The organism is Lyngbya sp. CCY1209 (assembly GCF_035615495.1).
GTDB lineage: Bacteria > Cyanobacteriota > Cyanobacteriia > Cyanobacteriales > Microcoleaceae > Limnospira.
Genome location: NZ_JAJENU010000501.1, coordinates 14,297 through 34,430 on the forward strand (window position 1 = coordinate 14,297; position 20,134 = coordinate 34,430).

A 20,134-nucleotide genomic window follows, 5' to 3' on the forward strand; every position below is an offset into this window, starting at 1 on the left:
CTCTCCGAGAAGTTAGCAGCCGTGCTAAATTGAGATGTAAACTCGTTTGTGGCCCGGACATCACTGTGTTACATTGTCATATCAAGCGTGATTCAATTTGAAGGTTCTGAACCGATTTCTGTCCCCCGCACGATCCGGTTTCAAACCCCCACAAATTTAGATCAGTTGGCGGATGTCCTGGGGTGGTTCGCCCAATGGCATCCGCCCTCAATTCCGGAATCGGTTTGGCTGCGCTGCCAACTGGCTTTGGCGGAAGGATTTACCAACGCCGTGCGACACGCCCACCGGGAATTTTCTCCGGACGTTCCGATCGAAATTGAGGTCAGCCTATCGGCGGAAATGATCGAAATGCGAATTTTCGATCGCGGCTCACCCTTCGACCTGGAACAGAAACTCCGCGAGATGTCCCCCAAAACCGACCGCACCGCCACGGGGGGGCGGGGTTTGAAACTGATGCGGGACATCGCCGACGAGTTGAGTTATCGGCGCACTCCGGACGGCCGCAATTGTCTGGCGATCGTGAAATACGTCGATCCGCCACCCAAATGTTAGCCCGCCCGCCTAAACAGGAGCCAGGGGGTTGAGCCATTGCAGCACTTCCCGCTTCAGCCGGTACAGATCCCGGTACATCTCCTGCTTCAACCACTGGGAGAGCGCGTCGATGGGGGTGAACACCTCGCCCACGACGGGCCAGCTCATATCCTGCCCCAAAGGAGTCTGGTGGTCGCCACCCAACTGTTGCAGGGTGACGAGTCCGGGAAACCGCCGGTCTAAAATCCTGTGCAGTCCCGCCGTCTGGTCGATGGTATCTTTGCTGAACCGGACCAGCAGATTCCGCCGGACTTGATAGCGATCGCGGATCAACCGGTTCATCTCGTCCGGCGTGGGGGTAAATTCCACTGGCATCACCGACGACAACTGTTCCACCAGGGGGATCGACTGGCGGGCGGCGTAATTGTTGAACGAGATCAAAATATTTCCGGCCCGCCGCACCGAATATAACGACCCGATCAGCAGGTGCAACTTGCACCCCATGCTGTGCCCCATGCCGTAGATCGGCAGCCCCCGCCGTTTCAGCCGCCGGGTGGCAAATAAGTCCTCCAAACCGTCCTCGAAGGTCCACAGCACATCGCGGGCGATCGTCCCGTGGTCGAGGGTGTTGACGAACGGCGTCGCCACCACGGCGTATCCCTGGCGGGCTACTTGTTCCAACAGCCACCGATAGGTCAGGTGGGGGGCCGAAGCCACGAACGCCCCCCCCAGAAAATGCACGATTCCCTTCGGTTGCGGCGGAATCAGAACCCAATTATCGGAAATTTCCAGCCAATCCATGAATCACTTCGCCAGCGTAAGATTTGGTCAACTGTCCCGGCACCCCGGGCAAAATGGGAAAATTCTGCTTTTCCCCGCCAAGCCGGATGACGACTACAATAAAAAAGATTCAATCGTATTGTTACACAACTGCTCCGCCGTGTCTTCCAATTCTCCGCTTTTGATCCTCGTTGACGGCCATTCCCTAGCCTTTCGCGCCTACTACGCCTTCGGTAAAAGTCGGAGTGGGGGCTTGCAAACGGCGGCGGGAATCCCCACCAGTGTCTGTTTCGGCTTCCTCAAATCCCTCCTGGAGGTCATCCAAACCTACAAACCCGAGTCCGTGGCGATCGCATTCGATCGCGCCGACCCCACCTTCCGCCACGAAGCTGACGCCACCTACAAAGCCGATCGCGCCGAAACCCCCCCCGATTTTATCGAAGATGTCGAAAACTTGAAACAGCTCCTCGAAGGGTTCCGCGTCCCCATTTTGTCGGTGAAAGGTTTTGAAGCGGACGACGTTCTGGGAACCCTCGCCGAACGGGGCAGCGCGGCGGGTTATCAAGTCAAAATTTTATCGGGCGATCGCGATTTATTTCAACTTGTCGATCCCCAAAAACAGATCGCCGTCCTCTATTTGGGGCACGGAAAAGGCAGCACTCCCCAGGAATTTACCGCCGAAAAGGTTTATGAAAAATTGGGGATTACTCCCGAACAGGTTGTCGATTATAAAGCACTGTGCGGCGACCAATCCGATAACATTCCCGGCGTGCGCGGCATCGGCGAAAAAACGGCGGTGAAACTGCTGTCACAATACGGCACTTTGGATAAAATTTATAATTCTTTGGATGCGATCGGGGGTGCGATCGCCAAAAAACTCCGGGAAGGCAAAACCGAAGCCTACCACTCCCAGCATATGGCGAGAATTGTCGTGGATGTCCCCCTCGAACTCGACTGGGAAGATTGCCAACTGACGGGATTCGATCGCGACACCATTATCCCATTATTGCAGCGCCTCGAATTCCAATCTTTTATCGATCAAATCAATCAGATCCAGCATCAATTCAACGGAACGGTGGAAGTCGAAAAAAACATCGACATTTCCGAACCCGAAGACGGAGATACCTGGTTTTTCAGCGCCGCAGATACCGAAAAAAACAATAACCCCAAAATCGACAATTCCATCCGACCCCAAATTATTAAAACTCCGGATACCTTAGAAACACTAATCCATCGCCTCCAAACCCACACCGACGCCCAAAAACCCGTCGCCTGGGACACGGAAACCACCGCCCTCGAACCCCGCGACGCCAAACTCGTCGGCATCGGCTGCTGTTGGGGAACCGAACCCTCCGATATCGCCTATATTCCCCTCAATCATCCCACAGAAGAAACCCTGCCGCAAGACACAGTTTTAGATGCCCTCCGCCCCATTTTGGAAAGCGAAACCCATCCCAAAACTTTCCAAAACACAAAATTCGATCGCCTCATCTTTCGGGCCCAGGGAATCCAACTCAAAGGCGTGGTTTTCGATACGATGTTAGCCAGCTACGTTTTGAACCCGGAAGAATCCCACAATTTGACAGACTTATCCCTGAGATATGTACCCGATTTGGGAGTCGCCGCCAAAAGCTATAGCCAACTCGTCCCCAAAGGCAAAACCATCGCCGATCTGGATATCGCCACCGTCGCCAACTACTGCGGTTTGGACGTTTACACCACTTATCATATCACCCAAAAATTGCAAGACATCCTGAAACAATTTCCGAAATTAGATGACTTGCTGCGGAACGTCGAACAGCCCCTCGAACCCGTCCTGGCGGAGATGGAATATACCGGCATTCGCATCGATAGCGACTATCTCAATAATCTCTCAAAACAGTTGGGAAAAACCTTAGAAGAACTCGAAAAACAAGCCCACGCCGATGCCGGGGAATCCTTCAATTTGGGTTCGACTAAAAAATTGAGCGAATTATTATTCGATAAATTGGGATTGGATCGGAAAAAAAGCCGAAAAACGAAAACCGGCTATTCCACCGATGCCAAAGTGTTGGAAAAATTACAAGGCGATCATCCGATTATTGATAAAATTATCGAATATCGAACCCTGTCAAAATTGAAATCAACCTATGTGGATGCCTTACCGGAATTGGTGCGATCGGATACCGGGCGAATCCACACCGACTTCAACCAAGCGATCGCATCCACGGGGCGTTTATCCTCCTCCAATCCCAACCTGCAAAATATCCCCATCCGCACCGAATTTTCCCGCCAGATCAGAAAAGCCTTCATCCCCGAAGCCGGCTGGATGTTGGTATCGGCAGACTATTCTCAAATCGAATTGCGAATCCTCGCCCACCTGAGTCGAGAACCCGTCTTAGTCGAGGCTTATAATACAAATCAAGATGTCCATACTTTGACAGCAAAACTGCTATTTGAACGGGACGAAATCACCTCCCAAGAACGTCGCCTCGGCAAAATTATCAACTTCGGCGTGATCTACGGAATGGGGGCGCAGCGATTTGCCCGAGAAGTGGGAGTCAGCCAAAGCGAAGGAAAGCTATTTATCGAACGTTTTAACAAACAATATCCCGGCGTGTTCAAGTATTTAGAATCGCAGAAAGAATTGGCACTGTCTCAGGGTTACGTCGAGACAATTTTGGGGCGGCGGCGTTATTTTGAAATGCTGAAAGGGCGCGATCGCGATCGCCTCAACTACAAAGACGAACAGATATTGCGGGCGGCAGCCAACGCCCCCATCCAAGGTTCCAGTGCCGATATCATCAAAATCGCAATGATTAAATTGGATGAAATCCTCAAAAATTACCAATCAAAATTATTGCTGCAAGTCCACGATGAACTCGTCTTTGAAATCCCCCAATCTGAATGGAAAGAACTCGAAATTCAGATTAAATCAACCATGGAAAACGCCCGCTCATTATCCGTCCCCCTGCTGGTAGAAATCCACGCCGGAGACAACTGGATGGAAGCCAAATAATGGTCGCGATCGTTGTGGCGCTTGGGCTCAAAAATGCACTAAAGCGCCACAACAAATCACCGGCAAATTAAATCTGTGAAATCTGCGAAATCTGCGGATTTTTTCACTGCATTCTATCCAAAGTCCGATACTGAATCGCCTCCCCGACATGATTCGCCTTCACATCCTCATCCCCCGCCAAATCCGCAATAGTGCGGGCAACTTTCAAAATGCGATCGCTCGCCCTCGCCGACAACCCCAACCGCCGAATCGCCGCTTCAAGCAACTGACACCCCGCCTCATCCGGGCGGCACCAGCGCTGAATGTGGCGGCTCTGCATCTCCGCATTACACTGTAAATGATCATACTCCCGAAATCGATGATAAGCGCGATCGCGACCCTTTTGCACCCGTACCCGTATCGGTTCCGATCCCTCCCCCTCCGACTGGCGGGTAATTTCCTCCGGCTTCAATCGGTTCACCGCCACCTGCAAATCGATGCGGTCCATCAGCGGACCCGACAATTTCGCCCAATACTGTTCGCGCTGTCGGGGGGAACAGGTGCACGGCTGAATCGGATCGCCGAAATAACCGCAGGGGCAGGGATTGGTACTCGCCACCAAGGTAAATTGGGACGGAAACACCACCGAAAGCCGAGTCCGCGTCACCGTCACAAACCCATCTTCGAGGGGTTGGCGCAAAAATTCCAACACATTGCGCTTAAATTCCGTCAATTCATCCAAAAACAAAATACCGCGATGGGCGAGGGAAATTTCCCCCGGTTTCGGATAGCTACCGCCGCCGACTAAAGACGGTCCGGACGCCGAATGGTGGGGGCTGCGGAAGGGGCGATCGCTCACCAAAGTTCCCCGATTTTTTAACAGTCCCGCCACCGAATGGATGCGCGTCACCTCCAACGCCTCCTCGAAATTCAAAGGTGGCAAAATCCCCGGCAACCGCCGCGCCAACATGGTTTTACCGCTCCCCGGCGGCCCGACAAAAATCAAATTATGTCCCCCCGTGGCGGCGATTTCCAGGGCGCGGCGGGCGTGGGCTTGCCCCTTGACATCTTTTAAATCTAAAGTGGGCGATCGCCGTTCGCTCAAAACCGCTTCCCCGTTCAATTTCACCGGTTCGTAGGCGTCCGGATTGCCCAGAAAATCCGTCACCTCGAAAATCGACTTGAACCCATAAACCGAAATCCCCCGCACCACCGCCGCTTCCCCGGCGTTGTCCTCCGGCACCACCAACCCGGCGATCCCCATCCGTTCCGCTTCGGCGGCGATCGGCAAAACCCCCGCCACGGGCCGCAAACTGCCGTCGAGGGACACCTCCCCCAAAAACAGGAAATCCCCCAGCAGATCGGCTCTCACCTGTTCGGAAGCGGCCAAAATGCCGATGCTGATGGGCAGATCGAAACTCGGCCCCTCCTTCCGCAAATCGGCGGGGGTGAGGTTGATGACGATATTCCGCATCGGAAAGGCGTACCCGGCATTTTTCAACGTAGCCTTCACCCGTTCCCGCGACTCCTGTACGGCGGTATCCGGCAATCCCAACACCACGATTTTCGGCAGTCCCCCCGAGATGTCCACCTCGACGCCGACTTTCACCGCGTCGATGCCGACCACCGACGCACTCCAGACCCTGGCTAACATAATTAAATTATATTTACGATTCGTCCGTCTCTATTTTCGCCGATCGGCGGGCGATCGTATAATAGCGAATATCCAATTTGTGGTAAACCCTTTCGGGTTAACCGATATGAGAACTCAAAAATCATGAGCAATTCGGACACAATTTTCAGCAAAATTATCAACCGGGAAATTCCGGCGGATATCGTCTACGAGGACGATATGGTGTTGGCATTCAAAGACATTTCGCCCCAAGCCCCCGTCCACATTCTTCTCATTCCCAAAAAACCCATTCCCAAGCTCGATGATGCCGTCCCCGACGACCACGCCCTGATGGGGCACCTGCTGCTGAAAGCGAAACAGGTCGCCCAGGAAGCGGGTTTGGAAAATGGCTATCGGGTGGTCATAAACAATGGTTCGGACGGGGGACAGACAGTGGATCATCTCCATATTCACATCCTCGGCGGGCGTCAGATGCAGTGGCCTCCCGGCTAAATAAGTAGTAGACAGTTTCAGCTAAAATGAGGCAATAGTCCGTCCAGTCGGGTGGGTTAGGCGCGGCCGTAATTTTTCGGAAAAACCGACAACTTTTCATTCGTGCCGTAACCCACCATTTCCTTGCTACGAAGCTTTGACATAAAAGTTAAATCGTAAATTAACGGAAATATGAGTGATCTTGGAACTGTATTCGGCTTTTTAGGTGGCACAATTATTGCTATTGCCGGTGGATATAAGGTTTTGCAGCACCCCAAACCCGATCGCGTCTTCAAACGATTATCCGATGCCAAGTGGTTTTTGACCCTGCGGTGGTGTGAGCAGTTTTCAACTCCGGCGGGGGTGCTGAACTTGGAGGGAAAGTTGTCGTTTTATAATGCCGCCGCTCTGGAAATGGGAGAGCAAAATTTTTTACCCCCGCATCGAAGACGGCAGATCTTCGATCGCTGTTTGTTCCTCAAGCTGGGAGAAACCACCACCCATTCTATTGTCAGTCCCGACGGTTCTCTATCCCATGAAATTGAGATTACAGCAGTAGAAATTGATCCCCGATTTGGTCGGGTGGCTTTGGTGCGATCGCCAAATTTGCAGTCAATGTTTGATGAATCCCTCGACCCCAGCAATCTTTCATAACTTGGTTCCCCCAGAATTGGAGGTTGGGAAGCCAGAAACTTTTCAAATGATTAAAGAATTGCCTATTCTCGATCGCCTCTACTCAGTGGAAGCTGAATGATCATTTCAGTTCCCACACCCAGTTGAGATTGACAGGTGAGACTGCCACCATGCCGGGTCAGAATTGCATAGCTCACCGATAGTCCCAATCCGGTGCCACTGCCGACGGGTTTGGTGGTAAAAAATGGCTCAAATATGCGGTTTTTAAGTTCCTCTGAAATGCCACTACCATTATCGGCAATAACGATTTTAATTTGCTCTTGATTTGACCGTTCTGTTTTAATGCTAATAACGGCTTTTTCTGGCTCTTGCCTCCTATCTTTTAAGGCATCAATTGCGTTACTAAAAATACTTAAAAAGACTTGATTTAACTGACCCGCATAGCAGAAAATATGGGGGATTTTTCCATAGTTTTTGATGACATCAATAGCCATCAGATTATCCTTGCCAGCCAACCGATTTTGTAAAATGACTAAGGTACTCTCTAGACCATCATGGATATCTACAGATTTTAATTCGGACTCATCTAAACGCGAAAAATTTCGCAAACTTAGAACAATTTTCTTAATCCGTTCACTGCCATTTTTCATGGATTGGAAAAGGTTCAAATAATCTTCTCGTATAAATTCCAGTTCGATCTCTTCGATCGCACCTTGAATCACGGGATTTTCTTGGGGATATTCTTGTTCATAGAGGTCGATTAACTGCAATAAATCGATCACATATCTGGAGGCATATTCAAGGTTGCCATGAATGAAGTTAATCGGATTGTTAATTTCGTGGGCAATGCCACCAACCAATTGACCCAAGGCAGACATTTTTTCGCTTTGAATCAGTTGGGCTTGGGTTTGTTGGAGATTTTTTAAAGTTTGCTCTAAATCGAGGGCTTTTTGACGAAGTGCTTGAGTTTTTCGCTCAACTTCGGCTTCTAGGTGATGGGAATATTCGGCGACTTGTTCGTATAAGCGGGCTTTTTCGATGGAGATAGCCGCTTGGGAAGCCAGAATTTTTAAAGTCTCGACGCGATCGCGGGTAAAAGCATCAATTGTCAGATGATTTTCTAAATACAATAAAGCGATGAGTTTACCCTGCTGTAAAATCGGAACACAGAGTAAACTTTTGGGTTTTTTTTGCAGAATATAAGTATCAGTCGCCAGTAACGGATCGGCGGTGGCATCCCCAATTACCATCGCGTCCAGACTCCGTTTCACCCGATAAATTAGCCCCTGGGGAAGCTCGGGATAACTCGACAACGGAATCGACTGCACTTGAACGGGTTGATCGAGGGTTGCCACGGCTTCGACAAACCACTGATTCTGTTGAGACATCAGTAACACACTCTTATCAGCTCCCGCATTTTCCAATACTGTTTGTAGTAAAATTGCCAATAGTTTGTCGAGTTCAATTTCACTGGAAAGGGTCTGAGAGGCTTTCAACACCGTTGCCAAATCCAGGGTAATGGAAAGACTGGTACTGCTAGAGGCGGACGAGGACTGTTTAGGAGCGGTTTGAGTGACGGTTAAAGCGGGTGTTCCCAACAGGGTTTCTGTCGCTGAAAAGGCGGGACGTTGGGGGAGAAAAATCCCGGCGAGGAGTCGAGGATAGCGGCTTTCTAAATCCGCAACTTTTGCCCGTGCTCCCCAACTTAGATAGGCATGATAGGCGTCGGTGAGGTAAACTTGAGCGATTTTAGGCTTATCCCAAGCCAGATAAAATTGACCGACGAGTTCGTAGGCAAGGGCGGCTTCTTGGCGGTACTGAGAGCGGCTGGCTCCGACGATCGCTTGTTCGTAAGATTCAATGGCTGCGATGATTTCTCCCAACACTCGAAACCGCTCCGCTTCAACCAACTGAAACTTATGGCGAAAATTCATCGGTGCAGCCTCGGCCCATCGCCGCATTTTTTGCTGGTTATTTTGGACTTTTTGTAAAAGCTCAGGTTGCTCATCTTGGGGAGTTATCCCATAGGCAGCTAGGCGAACTAGGGAGTCATAAAAGTAAAATACTGGAATAAAATATAAACCGGATACCCCATCAATATATTGTTGGGCTAAATTCGCCAATTGCACCGCTTTTTCAATTTCTCCAAACAGATAACTTAAAATCAGTTTATTGAGATAAACCTGATACAGCGCATAGCGATCGTCTATCTGTTCATGTCGGGGTAGCGATCGCCTTTCATCATAGGCATCACCCACCAACTCGGTGGGGTTTTCTGAGAGTCCCAGTAAATTCAAAACGATCTGTCGGTAAATTTCATGATAGGTGAGGGTATTGAGCTGGTTAATCTGGATTAAAGCATGACTGTAATTATCAAGATTTTCGGCTAATTGATTCAAATTTTGGCCGCAAAAATAATTGTACTCGTTATGATGCAAAAGACTGTAAGCTGCATATTCTATATCCCCCGTTTCCAACCCAGATTGATAGGACTCCATCAAAGGTCTTAAGCAATCTTGAAGGGGTTTGTGCCAGTGGGTGAGCATGGCATAAACTGTGTTAAAAATTTTTGATTTTAGGCTTTTTGCCTGAAATTTTTCTAATAGATTAATTCCCAATTCTCCAAAATCATTGCTGATTTTAAAATCCCCGAAACTGGAGAGCAAAATTCCGTAGTTGGCATAAGAAAAAGCCGACCAGGAAGAGTTACCATAGTTTAGAGATAGATTCACCTGCTCACAGATAACCCAGGGCAACAGAGATGGATACCCCACAAAGGTGATCGAAACGAGGACAACTAAAATGCGGATAGCGGCTAGTTTTTCTGGGTGTTGAATTGGAGGGAGATCGAGCAACTCTCCGACGGTGCGATCGCCGATGGTTGCCTGAATTTCTTGTCGGGCTGTTTCGATATCTTCAGGGGTCGGATTTTGGGGTAAATTAATGTCTAATTGGCGCAGCAAGCATTGAGCCAATTCCAGGGCTTCCGACAAACGGTTTTGAGCCACATAGGCTTGAATTTTTACCTCGTAGGTCTGAATCTTATCCAGCAGGGTTCTGGCGTTTTCTAAGACCTCGATCGCCAGTTGCTCCATTTGGGTAAAGTCTCCATTCAGATAAGCCACTTCCACCGCCTCAGAAAACAACACCAGCGTCAACTCATAGCATTGTTCCCAGGGCTGGGGAGGCAGTTGGTTCCGTCCGGCTTGGAAATAACTTGATGCGGTCTTATGGGCTGCGGCGGTGACGGCTTTACGTCCGGCTTCGAGGTTGAGTTGTGCCAACTGATGCCGCTGTTCTGGACTGTCAATTAAGGCGGCTCCCGAATTTAATTGATTGACGATTTCAAAGAGTTTTTCGTCTCGTTTTTCTCCGGAACTGCGTTCGAGGAGAAGTTGACCAATTTGCCAATGGGTTGCCGGTTTTTGCTCATCTGGGATGAGGAGATCAGCCGCCTGTTGAACGCGATCGTGCAGAAAGCGATAGGAAGGATTCACCACCGCTTCTACTTCCTCTTCAAGGGAATCCGGATCTTGAAAGAACTTATAAACTGGGGTGGTAGGTAAAATCAAACCTTCTTGTAAAGCTCGCCATAAAGCGATCGCAACTTGACTCGGCGATCGCTCTGAAATAATCCCCAAAGTCGTCAAATCAAACTCATTACCAATACAAGCCGCCAACTTGAGAATATCCTGGGTTTCTGGTGACAATCTTTGCAACTGCTGGGCCATAAATTCCACCACATCATCACTGAGGGCAACGGCGGTAATTTCGGTAATATTATATTCCCAGCAGCCGTACTCAGCATTAAAAGTAATATAGCCCTCCCGATGCAGTGTTTTTAAAAATTGGGTGATAAAAAAGGGATTGCCTTGGGTTTTGCGAACCACCATTTGAGTGAGAGATTGGGCGAGTTCCGGCTCGCAGGTGAGGGTATCTGCCACCAAAGGATTCACCTCTTCTAACTGTAGGGGAGCCAGGGTAATTGTATGGACAACAACCCGGGCTTTTTTCAGTTCTTCAATCACTCGAATAAACGGATGACCGGGCGAGACTTCGTTATCTCTATAGGCTCCCAAAAGTAACAGATAACCCCGACCATTCATGAGTAACTTGAGAAGTTGTAGAGAGGCAGAATCAGCCCACTGCAAATCATCCAAGAACATCACCAAAGGATGTTCGGCTTGGGTAAAGACTTCAATAAACTTTTGGAACAGTCGGTTAAAGCGATTTTGAGAGGCTGTCCCGGACAGTTGGAGGGCTGGGGGTTGTGAACCGATGATTGGCTCGAGTTCGGGAATCACTTCGATTAATACTTGCCCATTTTCCCCCACTGCCTCCATAATTTTCGCCTTCCAATCAGCCAATTGTTGGTCAGATTCACAGAGCAATTGTTCCATTAAATCACGGAAGGCTTGCACAAAAGCGCTCAAAGGAATATCACGGTTGAATTGGTCGAATTTACCCTTAATGAAATAGCCCCGTTTTTTGACGATGGGTTTATGAACTTCGTTGATAACGGCGGTTTTACCAATGCCCGAAAATCCCGCCACCAGCATCACTTCTAAACCCCCTTCACTGACGCGGTAAAAAGCATCGAGGAGGGTTTGAACTTCGGTTTCCCGTCCGTAGAGTTTTTCCGGGATGATGAAGCGATCGCTCAGATCCCGTTGTCCCAATTCAAACGGGCGAATAGTTCCCGTTTTTTGCCATTGATTTAAACAGTGCTGAAAATCCTGCTTGATTCCCACAGCACTCTGATAGCGGTCTTCGGCATTCTTCGCCATGAGTTTGGCAACCATCGCCCCCACTATTTCCGGAATATTAGGATTCACCTCATGAACGGGGGTCGCCACCTTAGCGATGTGACTGTGCACCAATTCTAAAGGGTCGTTGGTAGCAAAGGGTAAGCCACCCGTTAGCAGTTGATAAAGGGTGACACCGAGGGCGTAATAGTCCGCTCGATAGTCGATGCCACGATTCATGCGTCCGGTTTGTTCCGGAGCCAGATAGGCTAAGGTTCCTTCCAGGATATTGGGGTTTTGAATTTCTGGAGTTTCTTTGGGGAGTAAGGAGGCAATACTAAAGTCAATTAGCTTGACTTGATGGGTTTCGGGGTGAATGAGCAGGTTGGCGGGTTTAATGTCTTTGTGGATGACTCGGTGTTGGTGTAGGTCGTGGAGAATGTCCGCTATTTGTAGGGCAATAATCAACACCGTTTCTAAGTCTAAAGGTTGCTCGTGGCTGTAGGTTTCGAGGGAGATTCCACCCCCATCTTCCATGACCAGAGCATAGCTATTTCCGACGGGTTCTAAACTGAGGGGGTGAACAATACCGGGAACGGGTAAGTTTTTGGCGATCGCATATTGATTGCGAAACTGCACCAACTCCCCAAAACTCGGATTCTCCCGCCGTAGCAGCTTGATCACTACGGGGCACTGTTGGGCTGTTTGCACCCCTCGATAAACCGCCGTTCGCGAACCCAGATACAATGGCTCAACTAGGGTATAGCCAGGGATTTCGGGAAGTTGGGAAGTGCTAGATATAAGGGACATCCTAGGTTAGGGGAGGGTCAGTCTCAGGAAAGGGCTTCCATACCAACTTTAGCAAACCCAAAACCGCCCCATCAGTGGGGGTGTAGGCTGTAAGGTTGAGGCTAGGGGGTTTTGGGAATTTTAGTTTTCCCGTTTCCCCCTTCGGCGATCGCCTATTTTGTCCTGAAGTCCTGACCCATCATCTCCCTTAACGCTGCAAACGCTGATTAATTTCCGCCTGCAAGCTCGGATCTTGTTGAACCCTGATTAAAATCTGCTCAAACTCTTGAAGCGTCAGGTTTTCAGCTTGAATGGCTGACCGAATTTCATCTTGAGCCTGAGTCTGAATTGCAGCCACCTGCTCTGCTGCCGTCGCAAATTGCTCGATCTGATCCGGCGATACCTGTTCGGCTGCTGCAGGCGAATCTTGGCTTTGGGCGATCGTATTGAACTCATCTATCGTGAGTCCTTCGGCTTCCACAGCCGCGATCATTTCCTCCTGAGATTCTTGCTGAATGGTGCGGATTGCCTGAAAAGCGTTGGCAAAACGATCCAGGTGCTCATTGGTGAGATTAACTGGCTCTGACTGTTCTGTGGGTGGCATTTGAGCGATCGCTGGCTCTATTGTTCCAACCGCTCCGAATCCTAAAAGTACGGCAAAAAAGGAACCGGTTAATCGTTTGATTTTCAGCATTATTGAATTTCTCTTGACTGCAGCCGCCCATCAGGCGACGGGGATTCCCGGGCGGGATTCCGAATCCGAACAGTCGGATTCATCGATCAAAGTGCCTCAAGTCTCACGGGGAGTAGCCTCAGTTTCAGGGTAGAGTCCTTCATTCAACTCTTCCTCTGCCTCCCGAAAGATTGTCAACCTCGATTTTCTGATTTAACCACCAAACTCACCAAACCGTCAATATAGCGATCGCGATCCATTGGCAAAATCTCCGCCCCGTGCATGATTTCCTGGGTCAATATATAATGGACGATCGCCCCAATTAACATCCGCGCCACCACCTCCGGATCGGCTAATTTTAATTGCGGATAAAATTCTAAATCCCGCGTCAGCCGCTCAATTCCGGGCTTGGCAATGTTGCGGATAAACGTTTTCGCCAACTCCGGAAACCGCCCCGACTCCCCGATGATCAACCGCACGAAACACAGCAATTCCGGATCGCCCAACATCTGGTTTAAAACCGCCGTCGCCCAGTTTCTCAAAAAGTTGGCGGGGTCCGCGGGCCTGTCGATCGCCAGATACAGAATTCGTTTCTCCCCCAAATATTCGGTCAGGGCGCCGAACAGACTTTCCTTGTCCCCAAAGTGGTTGTAGAGCGTCGCTTTGGAGACTCCCGCCGCTTTGGCGACCCGATCCATGCTCGTCGCCGCGAACCCGTGGGCGAGAAATTCTCGGATCGCCCCCTGCAAGATCTGTTCGGCTTTGGGTGCCATTCCGGTTTCCGGGTGAGATGGTGTCCTGACCATGATAGCGGTCTCCTTTGGAATTTTTTTGGGTTCCCCTCCTTTTCATTATACTAAACCGTCTAGTATAATCGGGATATGAACTAAACAGTCTAGTTCGTCAACCCCCATTTCAAGGAGAGGTGTGTCATGGTACACCGAGCAACAGCAGCAGATTTCGCCTCCACCCCGACCCTCACCCGCCGCTTGCTAACGTTGGCGACCGTTGCCACCGTGGGAGTTGGAGGCGTCACGGCCTATGTCCTGTGGAAATCCGGCCAGGTCGAAGAAACCCCCGTCGCCGCGGCCAGTCTGCCGATGCCGACCACCGTCACGGCTTTGGGGCGGCTGGAACCGGCGGGGGAGGTGATCGCCGTTTCCGCCCCCGGTGTCGCGGAAGGCAACCGGATCGAACAATTGCTGGTGAGTGAGGGAGACTGGGTGCGGGCCGGGGATGCGATCGCCATTTTGGACAATTACGATCGCCTGCGAGCGGCGGTGGACCAGGCCAGAGAACAGGTGAGTCTGGCCGAGGCGAAGTTGGAACGGGTCAAAGCCGGGGCGAAAACCGGGGAACTCGACGCCCAGCAGGCCACCATCGCCCGGTTGGATGCGGAACGGCAGACCGACCTCGACGCCCAGCGGGCCACCATCGCCCGGTTGGAGACGGAACGCCGGACGGATATCGACGCCGTGGAAGCCAAAATCGCCCGGTTGCAGGCGCAGCAGCGGGGGGAATTGGACGCCCAGCGAGCAACAATAACCCGCATCGAGGCAGAATATAACAACGCCCTCAATGAGGAGCGGCGCCACGAACAACTGCACGCTCAAGGGGCGATTTCCGAGGAATCGCGCGATCGCAAACGCCTCGACCGCCAGACCGCCGAACAGCGGTTGCAGGAGGCGAAGGTGAATTTGACCCGCATTCAAAATACCTACGACCAGCAAATTCAGGAAGCCGAAGCGGAACTGACGAAAATTCGCCTCGCCAAACGGGAACAGATCGAAGAAGCCAAAGCCAAACTGAATCAAATCGATCGCGCCGGACTCGAAAAAATTGCCGAGGCGCGGGCGACATTCGACAAAATCGCCGAAGTGCGGCCCGTGGATGTGGCGGTGTCGGAAGCGGAAGTGCGATCGGCTCAAGCGGCCCTCAGACAGGCGGAGGCGGATTTGAAATTGGCAGAAATTCGCGCCCCCCGAGACGGGCAAATTTTGGAAATTCACACCTACCCGGGCGAGAGAGTCGCCAACGAGGGAATTGTCGAACTCGGACAAACCCGAGAAATGGTGGCGATCGCCCAAGTTTACGAAAGCGATATTCACCGGGTTCAAATCGGACAAACCGCCCGCATCACCAGCGATTCTTTTGAGGGTGAATTGGGAGGAAAAGTTGACCGCATCGGGCTACAAATTCAACGCCAAGATGTCATTAATGCCGACCCTTCGGCGAATATCGACGGTCGAGTTATAGAAGTGCGGGTGCGTTTGGATGAAGCCTCCAGCGAGAAGGTTTCGGGATTGACAAATTTACAAGTTCGAGTGGTGATTGGCAAATGATCGGATTAATTAACCCCTTCAAAAAATTGGCGCGGCGCACCCCCTTGGGATGGCGGCAATTGAGTCACGATAAAGGTAGAATGTTGGTGGCGATCGCCGGGATCGCTTTTGCCGATATTCTCATGTTCATGCAGTTGGGATTTCAAACCGCACTCTACAACAGCAACACCCGCCTCCACAAGGCTTTAGATGCGGATTTGGTGATTGTCAGTCCCCAAGCCCTGAATTTTACCCGTTTGTCTACCTTTCCCCGGCGGCGGTTGTATCAGGCGATGAACCTGGACGGGGTGGAATCCGCCGATCCCTTGTATGTGGCGTTGAAAACCTGGAAAAATCCCCAAACCCATAAGGAAACAGCTATTTTATTAGTGGGTTTTAATCCGGATAGACCCGCTTTTAACTTCCTCAAGACTCATCCCCAAATTAGTGAGATAAAACTCCCCGATCGCGTCTTATTTGACCGGGAAGCCCGGGGAGAATATCAGGAAGCAATTGCCTCCATTGATGACGGAAAACGGGTGAGAACCGAAATAGAACGTCGCACCATTACCCTCGCCGGACTGTTTGAATTGGGGGCATCTTTTGCGGCGGATGGTAGTTTAATGACCAGCGACCAAAACTTTTTGCGTTTGATGCCGAGACAAGACGCATCGGCGGTGAATTTGGGATTAATTAAAGTGGAACCGGGGGCGGATATTATTGAAGTTCAGGCAATGCTAAAAGCCGACCTACCAGACCGGGATATCCGCATCTTGACCCAGGAAGAATTTATCCAATTTGAAAAGGATTATTGGACGGCTAACACTGCTGTCGGGTTTGTGTTTAACCTGGGTGTGGCGATGGGGTTCGTGGTGGGAACCATTATCGTTTATCAGGTTCTTTCAACCGATGTCGCCGACCATATGGCGGAATATGCTACTTTTAAAGCGATGGGCTATCGGACAGTTTATTTATTGGGAATTGTCTTGGAAGAAGCCCTGATTTTATCCCTGCTGGGATTCATTCCCGGCGTGGGGATTTCTTTCGGATTGTATTCCCTGACCCGCAATGCGACGAATTTGCCGATTTATATCACCCTGGCGCGATCGGTGAAAGTCCTAATTTTGACGATGATTATGTGTGGCATTTCCGGGGCGATCGCCACTCGTAAACTACAGGAAGCAGACCCCGCCGATATTTTTTAAGTTGTCAATTTTTGCATTTTACCATGAACTCAACTTTGCCGAAACCCGACCTTCGTTTGCAACGGGAAAACCGGGCTGTCATTTCGGTTCGCAACCTCGACCACTATTTTGGTAAGGGTCAGTTAAAAAAACAGGTTTTATTCGATATTAATTTGGAGATAAAATCCGGGGAAATTGTCCTGATGACAGGGCCTTCAGGTTCCGGAAAAACAACCCTTTTGACTTTGGTTGGAGGGTTACGATCGCCCCATTCTGGGAGTTTGAAAATTCTCGATCAAGAACTGTGCGGGGCGAGTTCCGGCCAGTTGGTGATGGTGCGGCGACAGATCGGTTATATTTTCCAAGCCCACAACCTTCACCGCAGTTTGACCGCCCTGCAAAATGTGAGGATGGGGTTGGAAATGCACGGCACATTATCCACGGCCCAAATGCTGCAATATGCGGCGGAAATATTGGAGGAAGTGGGGTTAGGCGATCGCATGAATTATTACCCCGAAGACCTATCCGGCGGGCAGAAACAGCGGGTGGCGATCGCCCGAGCTCTGGTCAGCCATCCCCCCATTGTCCTGGCGGACGAACCGACCGCGGCCCTCGACAGTAAATCGGGGCGAGAAGTGGTGAATTTGATGCAGAAATTGGCGAAGGAACAGGGCTGCACGATTTTGTTAGTCACCCACGACAACCGTATTTTGGATATCGCCGATCGCATCGTCAGCATGGAGGACGGGCGGTTGATTTCGAGTTAGAATGGGGGATGGTAAAACTGAAGGTGCTGCCCTCTCCGACCACACTCTCCGCCCAAATTTTTCCCCCGTGTTGGTGGACGAGTTTTTGAGAAATTGCCAGTCCCAGACCCGTCCCTTTGGGATGGCGACCCGCGCCTTTGACCTGTTTGAAAGGTTGAAAAATATGCTCTAATTGTTCTTGTGGAATCCCACAGCCCCGATCTTGAACCCTGAATAAAACATTGTCATCTTGAATCGAAGTAGAAATTTTTAGGATCGATTCGGGGGGAGAAAACTTGATCGCATTGCTGAGAAGATTGATCAAAATTTGAACGATCGCGTCTGAATTCGCCCAAATTGAAGTTGTAGACCAGTGGCGGATGATGGCGATCTGTTTTTGTTCGGCGAGGGATTGAATGCCGTCGATGGACTGTTCGATCAATTCACCAACATTGCAAATGCTTTTCTCCAGTTCGGCTTTCCCCGATGCCAGCCGCTCGATATCGAGAACGTCATTCACCAAACGCACCAGACGATCCGTTTCTCGGGTTGCCACTGCGAGCATTTGTTTTTGCTTTTCAGGTTGACTCTCGTACCAGCCGGAATTAAGCAAGGAAAGTGACGCATAAATTGAGGTCAACGGCGTGCGAAGCTCATGGCTGACGGTGGAAATAGACTCATCTTTTATCTGCTCGAACCGCTTGCGATCGGTGATATCCATCATGCGGACAATATTCAGCTTTTGACCGGCAAAATAAAGTCTCTTTACGGCTAAATTTACCCAAAACTCATCCCCCTTTTTTGTGATATATTCTAACTCAGAACTCCAGCTTCCTTTTTCATCGATCTCCCGGACGATATGCTCCATTTCTGGCGGCGTGAATTGTCGCTTCTGGAGACTGTGTACTTCGATATCGATCAACTCTTCCCGACTCGATGTTTGAAACAGTTCCACCGCTCTCGGGTTTAAATCTAGGGTTCTGAGGGTATCGGAATCGACGATAAAAATTGCATCGGTAGACTCGGTAAAAATCGCCTCTCGCAGGTCGTGATGATGTCGGACTTTTTCTTCGATCTGTTTGCGATCGCTGATCTCCCGAATTAAAATCACGTTCAGGTTTCCGAAGTTGGGAATATCGCCAATTTTAAACCCGACAAATAACCCCCAAAATGTCGTGCCATCTTTACGAGTGTAGCGGCGTTTGACCGTCCCAAATTTTGAGGAACCGCACGTTTGATTTTGACCGGAATAACAGCCGTATTTACAGGGTTCTAAATCGATAATATCCCGAATGTTACAACTCATCAACTCCGATTCAGTATACCCCAGCAGTTCGCACAACTTTTGATTGACGAAAATGGGCGTAGCATCCATTGTTGTGAAAACAACTCCCCAGGTTATTTGCTCAAATAGGGCGCGAAACATTTTCCTTTTCCCTAGACTTGATTTTGCTGTTTCCGTTTTTTATCGTCCGTCATGTCAACGATTGCACCGACGATTCGACAAGGCTTTACCCGGCGATCGCGGACAAATTTTCCCGCAACAAGAACCCTCCCTACTCGCCATCCATACGTTTTCTTCTCGGTTCAATTTTTCTTAAAAAAAGTTGTATTTAATTGGGGAATTGTTATTGAGAGATAAAGGAGAACCGATCGCCCCGATATGACTGATTGAAAAACATTCGTTTTTTTGCAAAAACAGTCTAAACTCCTTCCCATCTCTATTATTAGCCTCAACTGTAGCATACCTGCTGATGATCTTTACAAGAATTACGATCTGTTCCCCCGAACTCTGAAAAAAATTTCTCCCAATTTTACTCAAGTTCATATAAGTTTATATCATCATTTTAAGATTTTTCAATATTGCTGACCATCAGTTTTTTTAATGAAAGCCGATCCGACAGGTCAATAAAATTCGATGTAAACTTTCAAGTATAGCTCGACTTTGTTTAGAAATTGTGAAGTTGAGGGTCGTTTTCCAAAGCTAACAATTCAGCCCGCCGCTGACTCAACTCAAATTCCAGAGATTCGATCTCCGCCAACAACTGCTGGCGACGCTGTTCGACGGACTGGGTTTGACTGACAAAATAGGCTTCAATTTCCGGCCACAATGCGATCGCCCAGTCCCGACTCGCCGTTTTCCATTCATTTAAAACCCGTACCGTTCCGTCCGGTTCGAGGACAAATAAAGTATAAAGGCGATCGCAACTCCCCCGTTTCCGCTTTCCCTTCTGGCAATACAAATACAGTCCGGGAACTTGCATGGCGGGGCGATCGATCTGGCTGACAAACGGCCCCTCGATGGAATAGCCGTCCGTCTGGCTGCGATCGATCGCCTCGACGAACTTACACCAATTTCCGGCTTTCGGAGACAGGTAACTTTCCCAAAATCCGGGGGCGGACAAAAACGCTTCTCTCAAGTTGACTAGAATGGATGAACTCATAAGAGGCAATAGGCAATAGGCAACAGGCAATAGGGGTGATGATTGCAGTTTTTTTCTCTATTTTAAAACTTTTCAATCGAGCGACTCCCCCCTTCCTCCCCCCTTCCTCCCCCCAATTCTCCCCCCAATTCTCCCCCCAATTCTCCCCCCAATTCTCCCCCCTTTCAAAGGGGGGCTGGGGGGGATGGGGGCTGGGGGGGATGGGGG

Annotated in this window: 14 protein-coding genes; 7 read left to right on the top strand and 7 right to left on the bottom strand. The window is 50.0% G+C overall.

Going from position 1 to position 20,134, the window contains the following annotated elements; genetic code table 11:
- Positions 1 to 87 precede the first annotated feature (87 nt).
- A complete protein-coding gene (locus LKE08_RS16070; RefSeq protein WP_324705257.1) occupies positions 88 to 552 on the top strand; it encodes an ATP-binding protein in 465 nt (154 codons plus the stop codon).
- Between the two features lie 9 nt (positions 553 to 561).
- On the opposite strand, the gene LKE08_RS16075 is transcribed toward LKE08_RS16070, so the two are convergent.
- Positions 562 to 1,332: a DUF1350 family protein gene (locus tag LKE08_RS16075; protein WP_324705258.1), complete on the bottom strand. Its 771-nt coding sequence runs from the start codon at positions 1,330 to 1,332 to the stop codon at positions 562 to 564.
- A gap of 139 nt (positions 1,333 to 1,471) precedes the next feature.
- Here LKE08_RS16075 and polA point away from each other — a divergent pair, with 139 nt between their 5' ends.
- Positions 1,472 to 4,309, top strand: a complete 2,838-nt coding sequence (polA, locus tag LKE08_RS16080) for a DNA polymerase I (RefSeq protein WP_324705259.1) — start codon at positions 1,472 to 1,474, stop codon at positions 4,307 to 4,309.
- 103 nt (positions 4,310 to 4,412) lie between these two features.
- Here the strand turns inward: polA and LKE08_RS16085 are convergent, their stop codons facing one another.
- Positions 4,413 to 5,942 (bottom strand): YifB family Mg chelatase-like AAA ATPase, encoded by a 1,530-nt coding sequence (locus LKE08_RS16085; RefSeq protein ID WP_324705260.1) that lies wholly within the window; start codon positions 5,940 to 5,942, stop codon positions 4,413 to 4,415.
- 123 nt (positions 5,943 to 6,065) lie between these two features.
- On the opposite strand from LKE08_RS16085, the gene LKE08_RS16090 reads away from it, so the two are divergent.
- Positions 6,066 to 6,413 (top strand): histidine triad nucleotide-binding protein, encoded by a 348-nt coding sequence (locus LKE08_RS16090; RefSeq protein ID WP_324705261.1) that lies wholly within the window; start codon positions 6,066 to 6,068, stop codon positions 6,411 to 6,413.
- 171 nt (positions 6,414 to 6,584) lie between these two features.
- The gene (locus LKE08_RS16095) at positions 6,585 to 7,046 is read left to right on the top strand and encodes a hypothetical protein (protein ID WP_324705262.1); all 462 of its coding nucleotides are present in this window, start codon (positions 6,585 to 6,587) and stop codon (positions 7,044 to 7,046) included.
- A gap of 62 nt (positions 7,047 to 7,108) precedes the next feature.
- On the opposite strand, the gene LKE08_RS16100 is transcribed toward LKE08_RS16095, so the two are convergent.
- From LKE08_RS16100 to LKE08_RS16110, 3 genes are all read right to left on the bottom strand, one after another.
- Positions 7,109 to 12,580, bottom strand: a complete 5,472-nt coding sequence (locus LKE08_RS16100) for an AAA family ATPase (RefSeq protein ID WP_324705263.1) — start codon at positions 12,578 to 12,580, stop codon at positions 7,109 to 7,111.
- Between the two features lie 187 nt (positions 12,581 to 12,767).
- Positions 12,768 to 13,253, bottom strand: coding sequence for a DUF4168 domain-containing protein (locus tag LKE08_RS16105; protein ID WP_324705264.1), 486 nt, complete (start codon positions 13,251 to 13,253; stop codon positions 12,768 to 12,770).
- 173 nt (positions 13,254 to 13,426) lie between these two features.
- Positions 13,427 to 14,038 carry a TetR/AcrR family transcriptional regulator gene (locus LKE08_RS16110; protein ID WP_324705265.1) on the bottom strand — a complete coding sequence of 204 codons (612 nt, stop codon included), beginning with the start codon at positions 14,036 to 14,038 and terminating at the stop codon, positions 13,427 to 13,429.
- Between the two features lie 126 nt (positions 14,039 to 14,164).
- Between LKE08_RS16110 and LKE08_RS16115 the strand changes: the two genes are divergently transcribed.
- Genes LKE08_RS16115 through LKE08_RS16125 form a run of 3 tightly spaced genes read left to right on the top strand, consistent with a single transcriptional unit; the run spans position 14,165 to position 17,504 of the window.
- Positions 14,165 to 15,574, top strand: a complete 1,410-nt coding sequence (locus tag LKE08_RS16115) for an HlyD family efflux transporter periplasmic adaptor subunit (RefSeq protein WP_324705266.1) — start codon at positions 14,165 to 14,167, stop codon at positions 15,572 to 15,574.
- Positions 15,571 to 16,758: an ABC transporter permease DevC gene (devC, locus tag LKE08_RS16120; protein WP_324705267.1), complete on the top strand. Its 1,188-nt coding sequence runs from the start codon at positions 15,571 to 15,573 to the stop codon at positions 16,756 to 16,758. Before LKE08_RS16115 ends, devC begins: the two co-directional genes overlap by 4 nt.
- Before the next feature lie 23 nt (positions 16,759 to 16,781).
- The gene (locus LKE08_RS16125) at positions 16,782 to 17,504 is read left to right on the top strand and encodes a DevA family ABC transporter ATP-binding protein (protein WP_324705268.1); all 723 of its coding nucleotides are present in this window, start codon (positions 16,782 to 16,784) and stop codon (positions 17,502 to 17,504) included.
- Here LKE08_RS16125 and LKE08_RS16130 read toward each other — a convergent pair.
- Both LKE08_RS16130 and LKE08_RS16135 read right to left on the bottom strand, forming a co-directional pair.
- Positions 17,470 to 18,909, bottom strand: coding sequence for a PAS domain-containing sensor histidine kinase (locus LKE08_RS16130; protein ID WP_324705269.1), 1,440 nt, complete (start codon positions 18,907 to 18,909; stop codon positions 17,470 to 17,472). The genes LKE08_RS16125 and LKE08_RS16130 overlap by 35 nt on opposite strands.
- Positions 18,910 to 19,432: 523 nt before the next feature.
- Positions 19,433 to 19,927 carry a hypothetical protein gene (locus tag LKE08_RS16135; RefSeq protein WP_324705270.1) on the bottom strand — a complete coding sequence of 165 codons (495 nt, stop codon included), beginning with the start codon at positions 19,925 to 19,927 and terminating at the stop codon, positions 19,433 to 19,435.
- Positions 19,928 to 20,134: the final 207 nt, after the last annotated feature.

Excerpts from the sequence above, each read along its gene's own strand:
- LKE08_RS16075 (WP_324705258.1), bottom strand. The coding sequence starts at position 1,332 with ATGGATTGGCTGGAAATTTCCGATAATTGGGTTCTGATTCCGCCGCAA.
- LKE08_RS16085 (WP_324705260.1), bottom strand. The coding sequence starts at position 5,942 with ATGTTAGCCAGGGTCTGGAGTGCGTCGGTGGTCGGCATCGACGCGGTG.
- LKE08_RS16090 (WP_324705261.1), top strand. The coding sequence starts at position 6,066 with ATGAGCAATTCGGACACAATTTTCAGCAAAATTATCAACCGGGAAATT.
- LKE08_RS16095 (WP_324705262.1), top strand. The coding sequence starts at position 6,585 with ATGAGTGATCTTGGAACTGTATTCGGCTTTTTAGGTGGCACAATTATT.
- LKE08_RS16100 (WP_324705263.1), bottom strand. The coding sequence starts at position 12,580 with ATGTCCCTTATATCTAGCACTTCCCAACTTCCCGAAATCCCTGGCTAT.
- LKE08_RS16105 (WP_324705264.1), bottom strand. The coding sequence starts at position 13,253 with ATGCTGAAAATCAAACGATTAACCGGTTCCTTTTTTGCCGTACTTTTA.
- LKE08_RS16110 (WP_324705265.1), bottom strand. The coding sequence starts at position 14,038 with ATGGTCAGGACACCATCTCACCCGGAAACCGGAATGGCACCCAAAGCC.
- LKE08_RS16115 (WP_324705266.1), top strand. The coding sequence starts at position 14,165 with ATGGTACACCGAGCAACAGCAGCAGATTTCGCCTCCACCCCGACCCTC.
- devC (WP_324705267.1), top strand. The coding sequence starts at position 15,571 with ATGATCGGATTAATTAACCCCTTCAAAAAATTGGCGCGGCGCACCCCC.
- LKE08_RS16125 (WP_324705268.1), top strand. The coding sequence starts at position 16,782 with ATGAACTCAACTTTGCCGAAACCCGACCTTCGTTTGCAACGGGAAAAC.
- LKE08_RS16130 (WP_324705269.1), bottom strand. The coding sequence starts at position 18,909 with ATGTTTCGCGCCCTATTTGAGCAAATAACCTGGGGAGTTGTTTTCACA.
- LKE08_RS16135 (WP_324705270.1), bottom strand. The coding sequence starts at position 19,927 with ATGAGTTCATCCATTCTAGTCAACTTGAGAGAAGCGTTTTTGTCCGCC.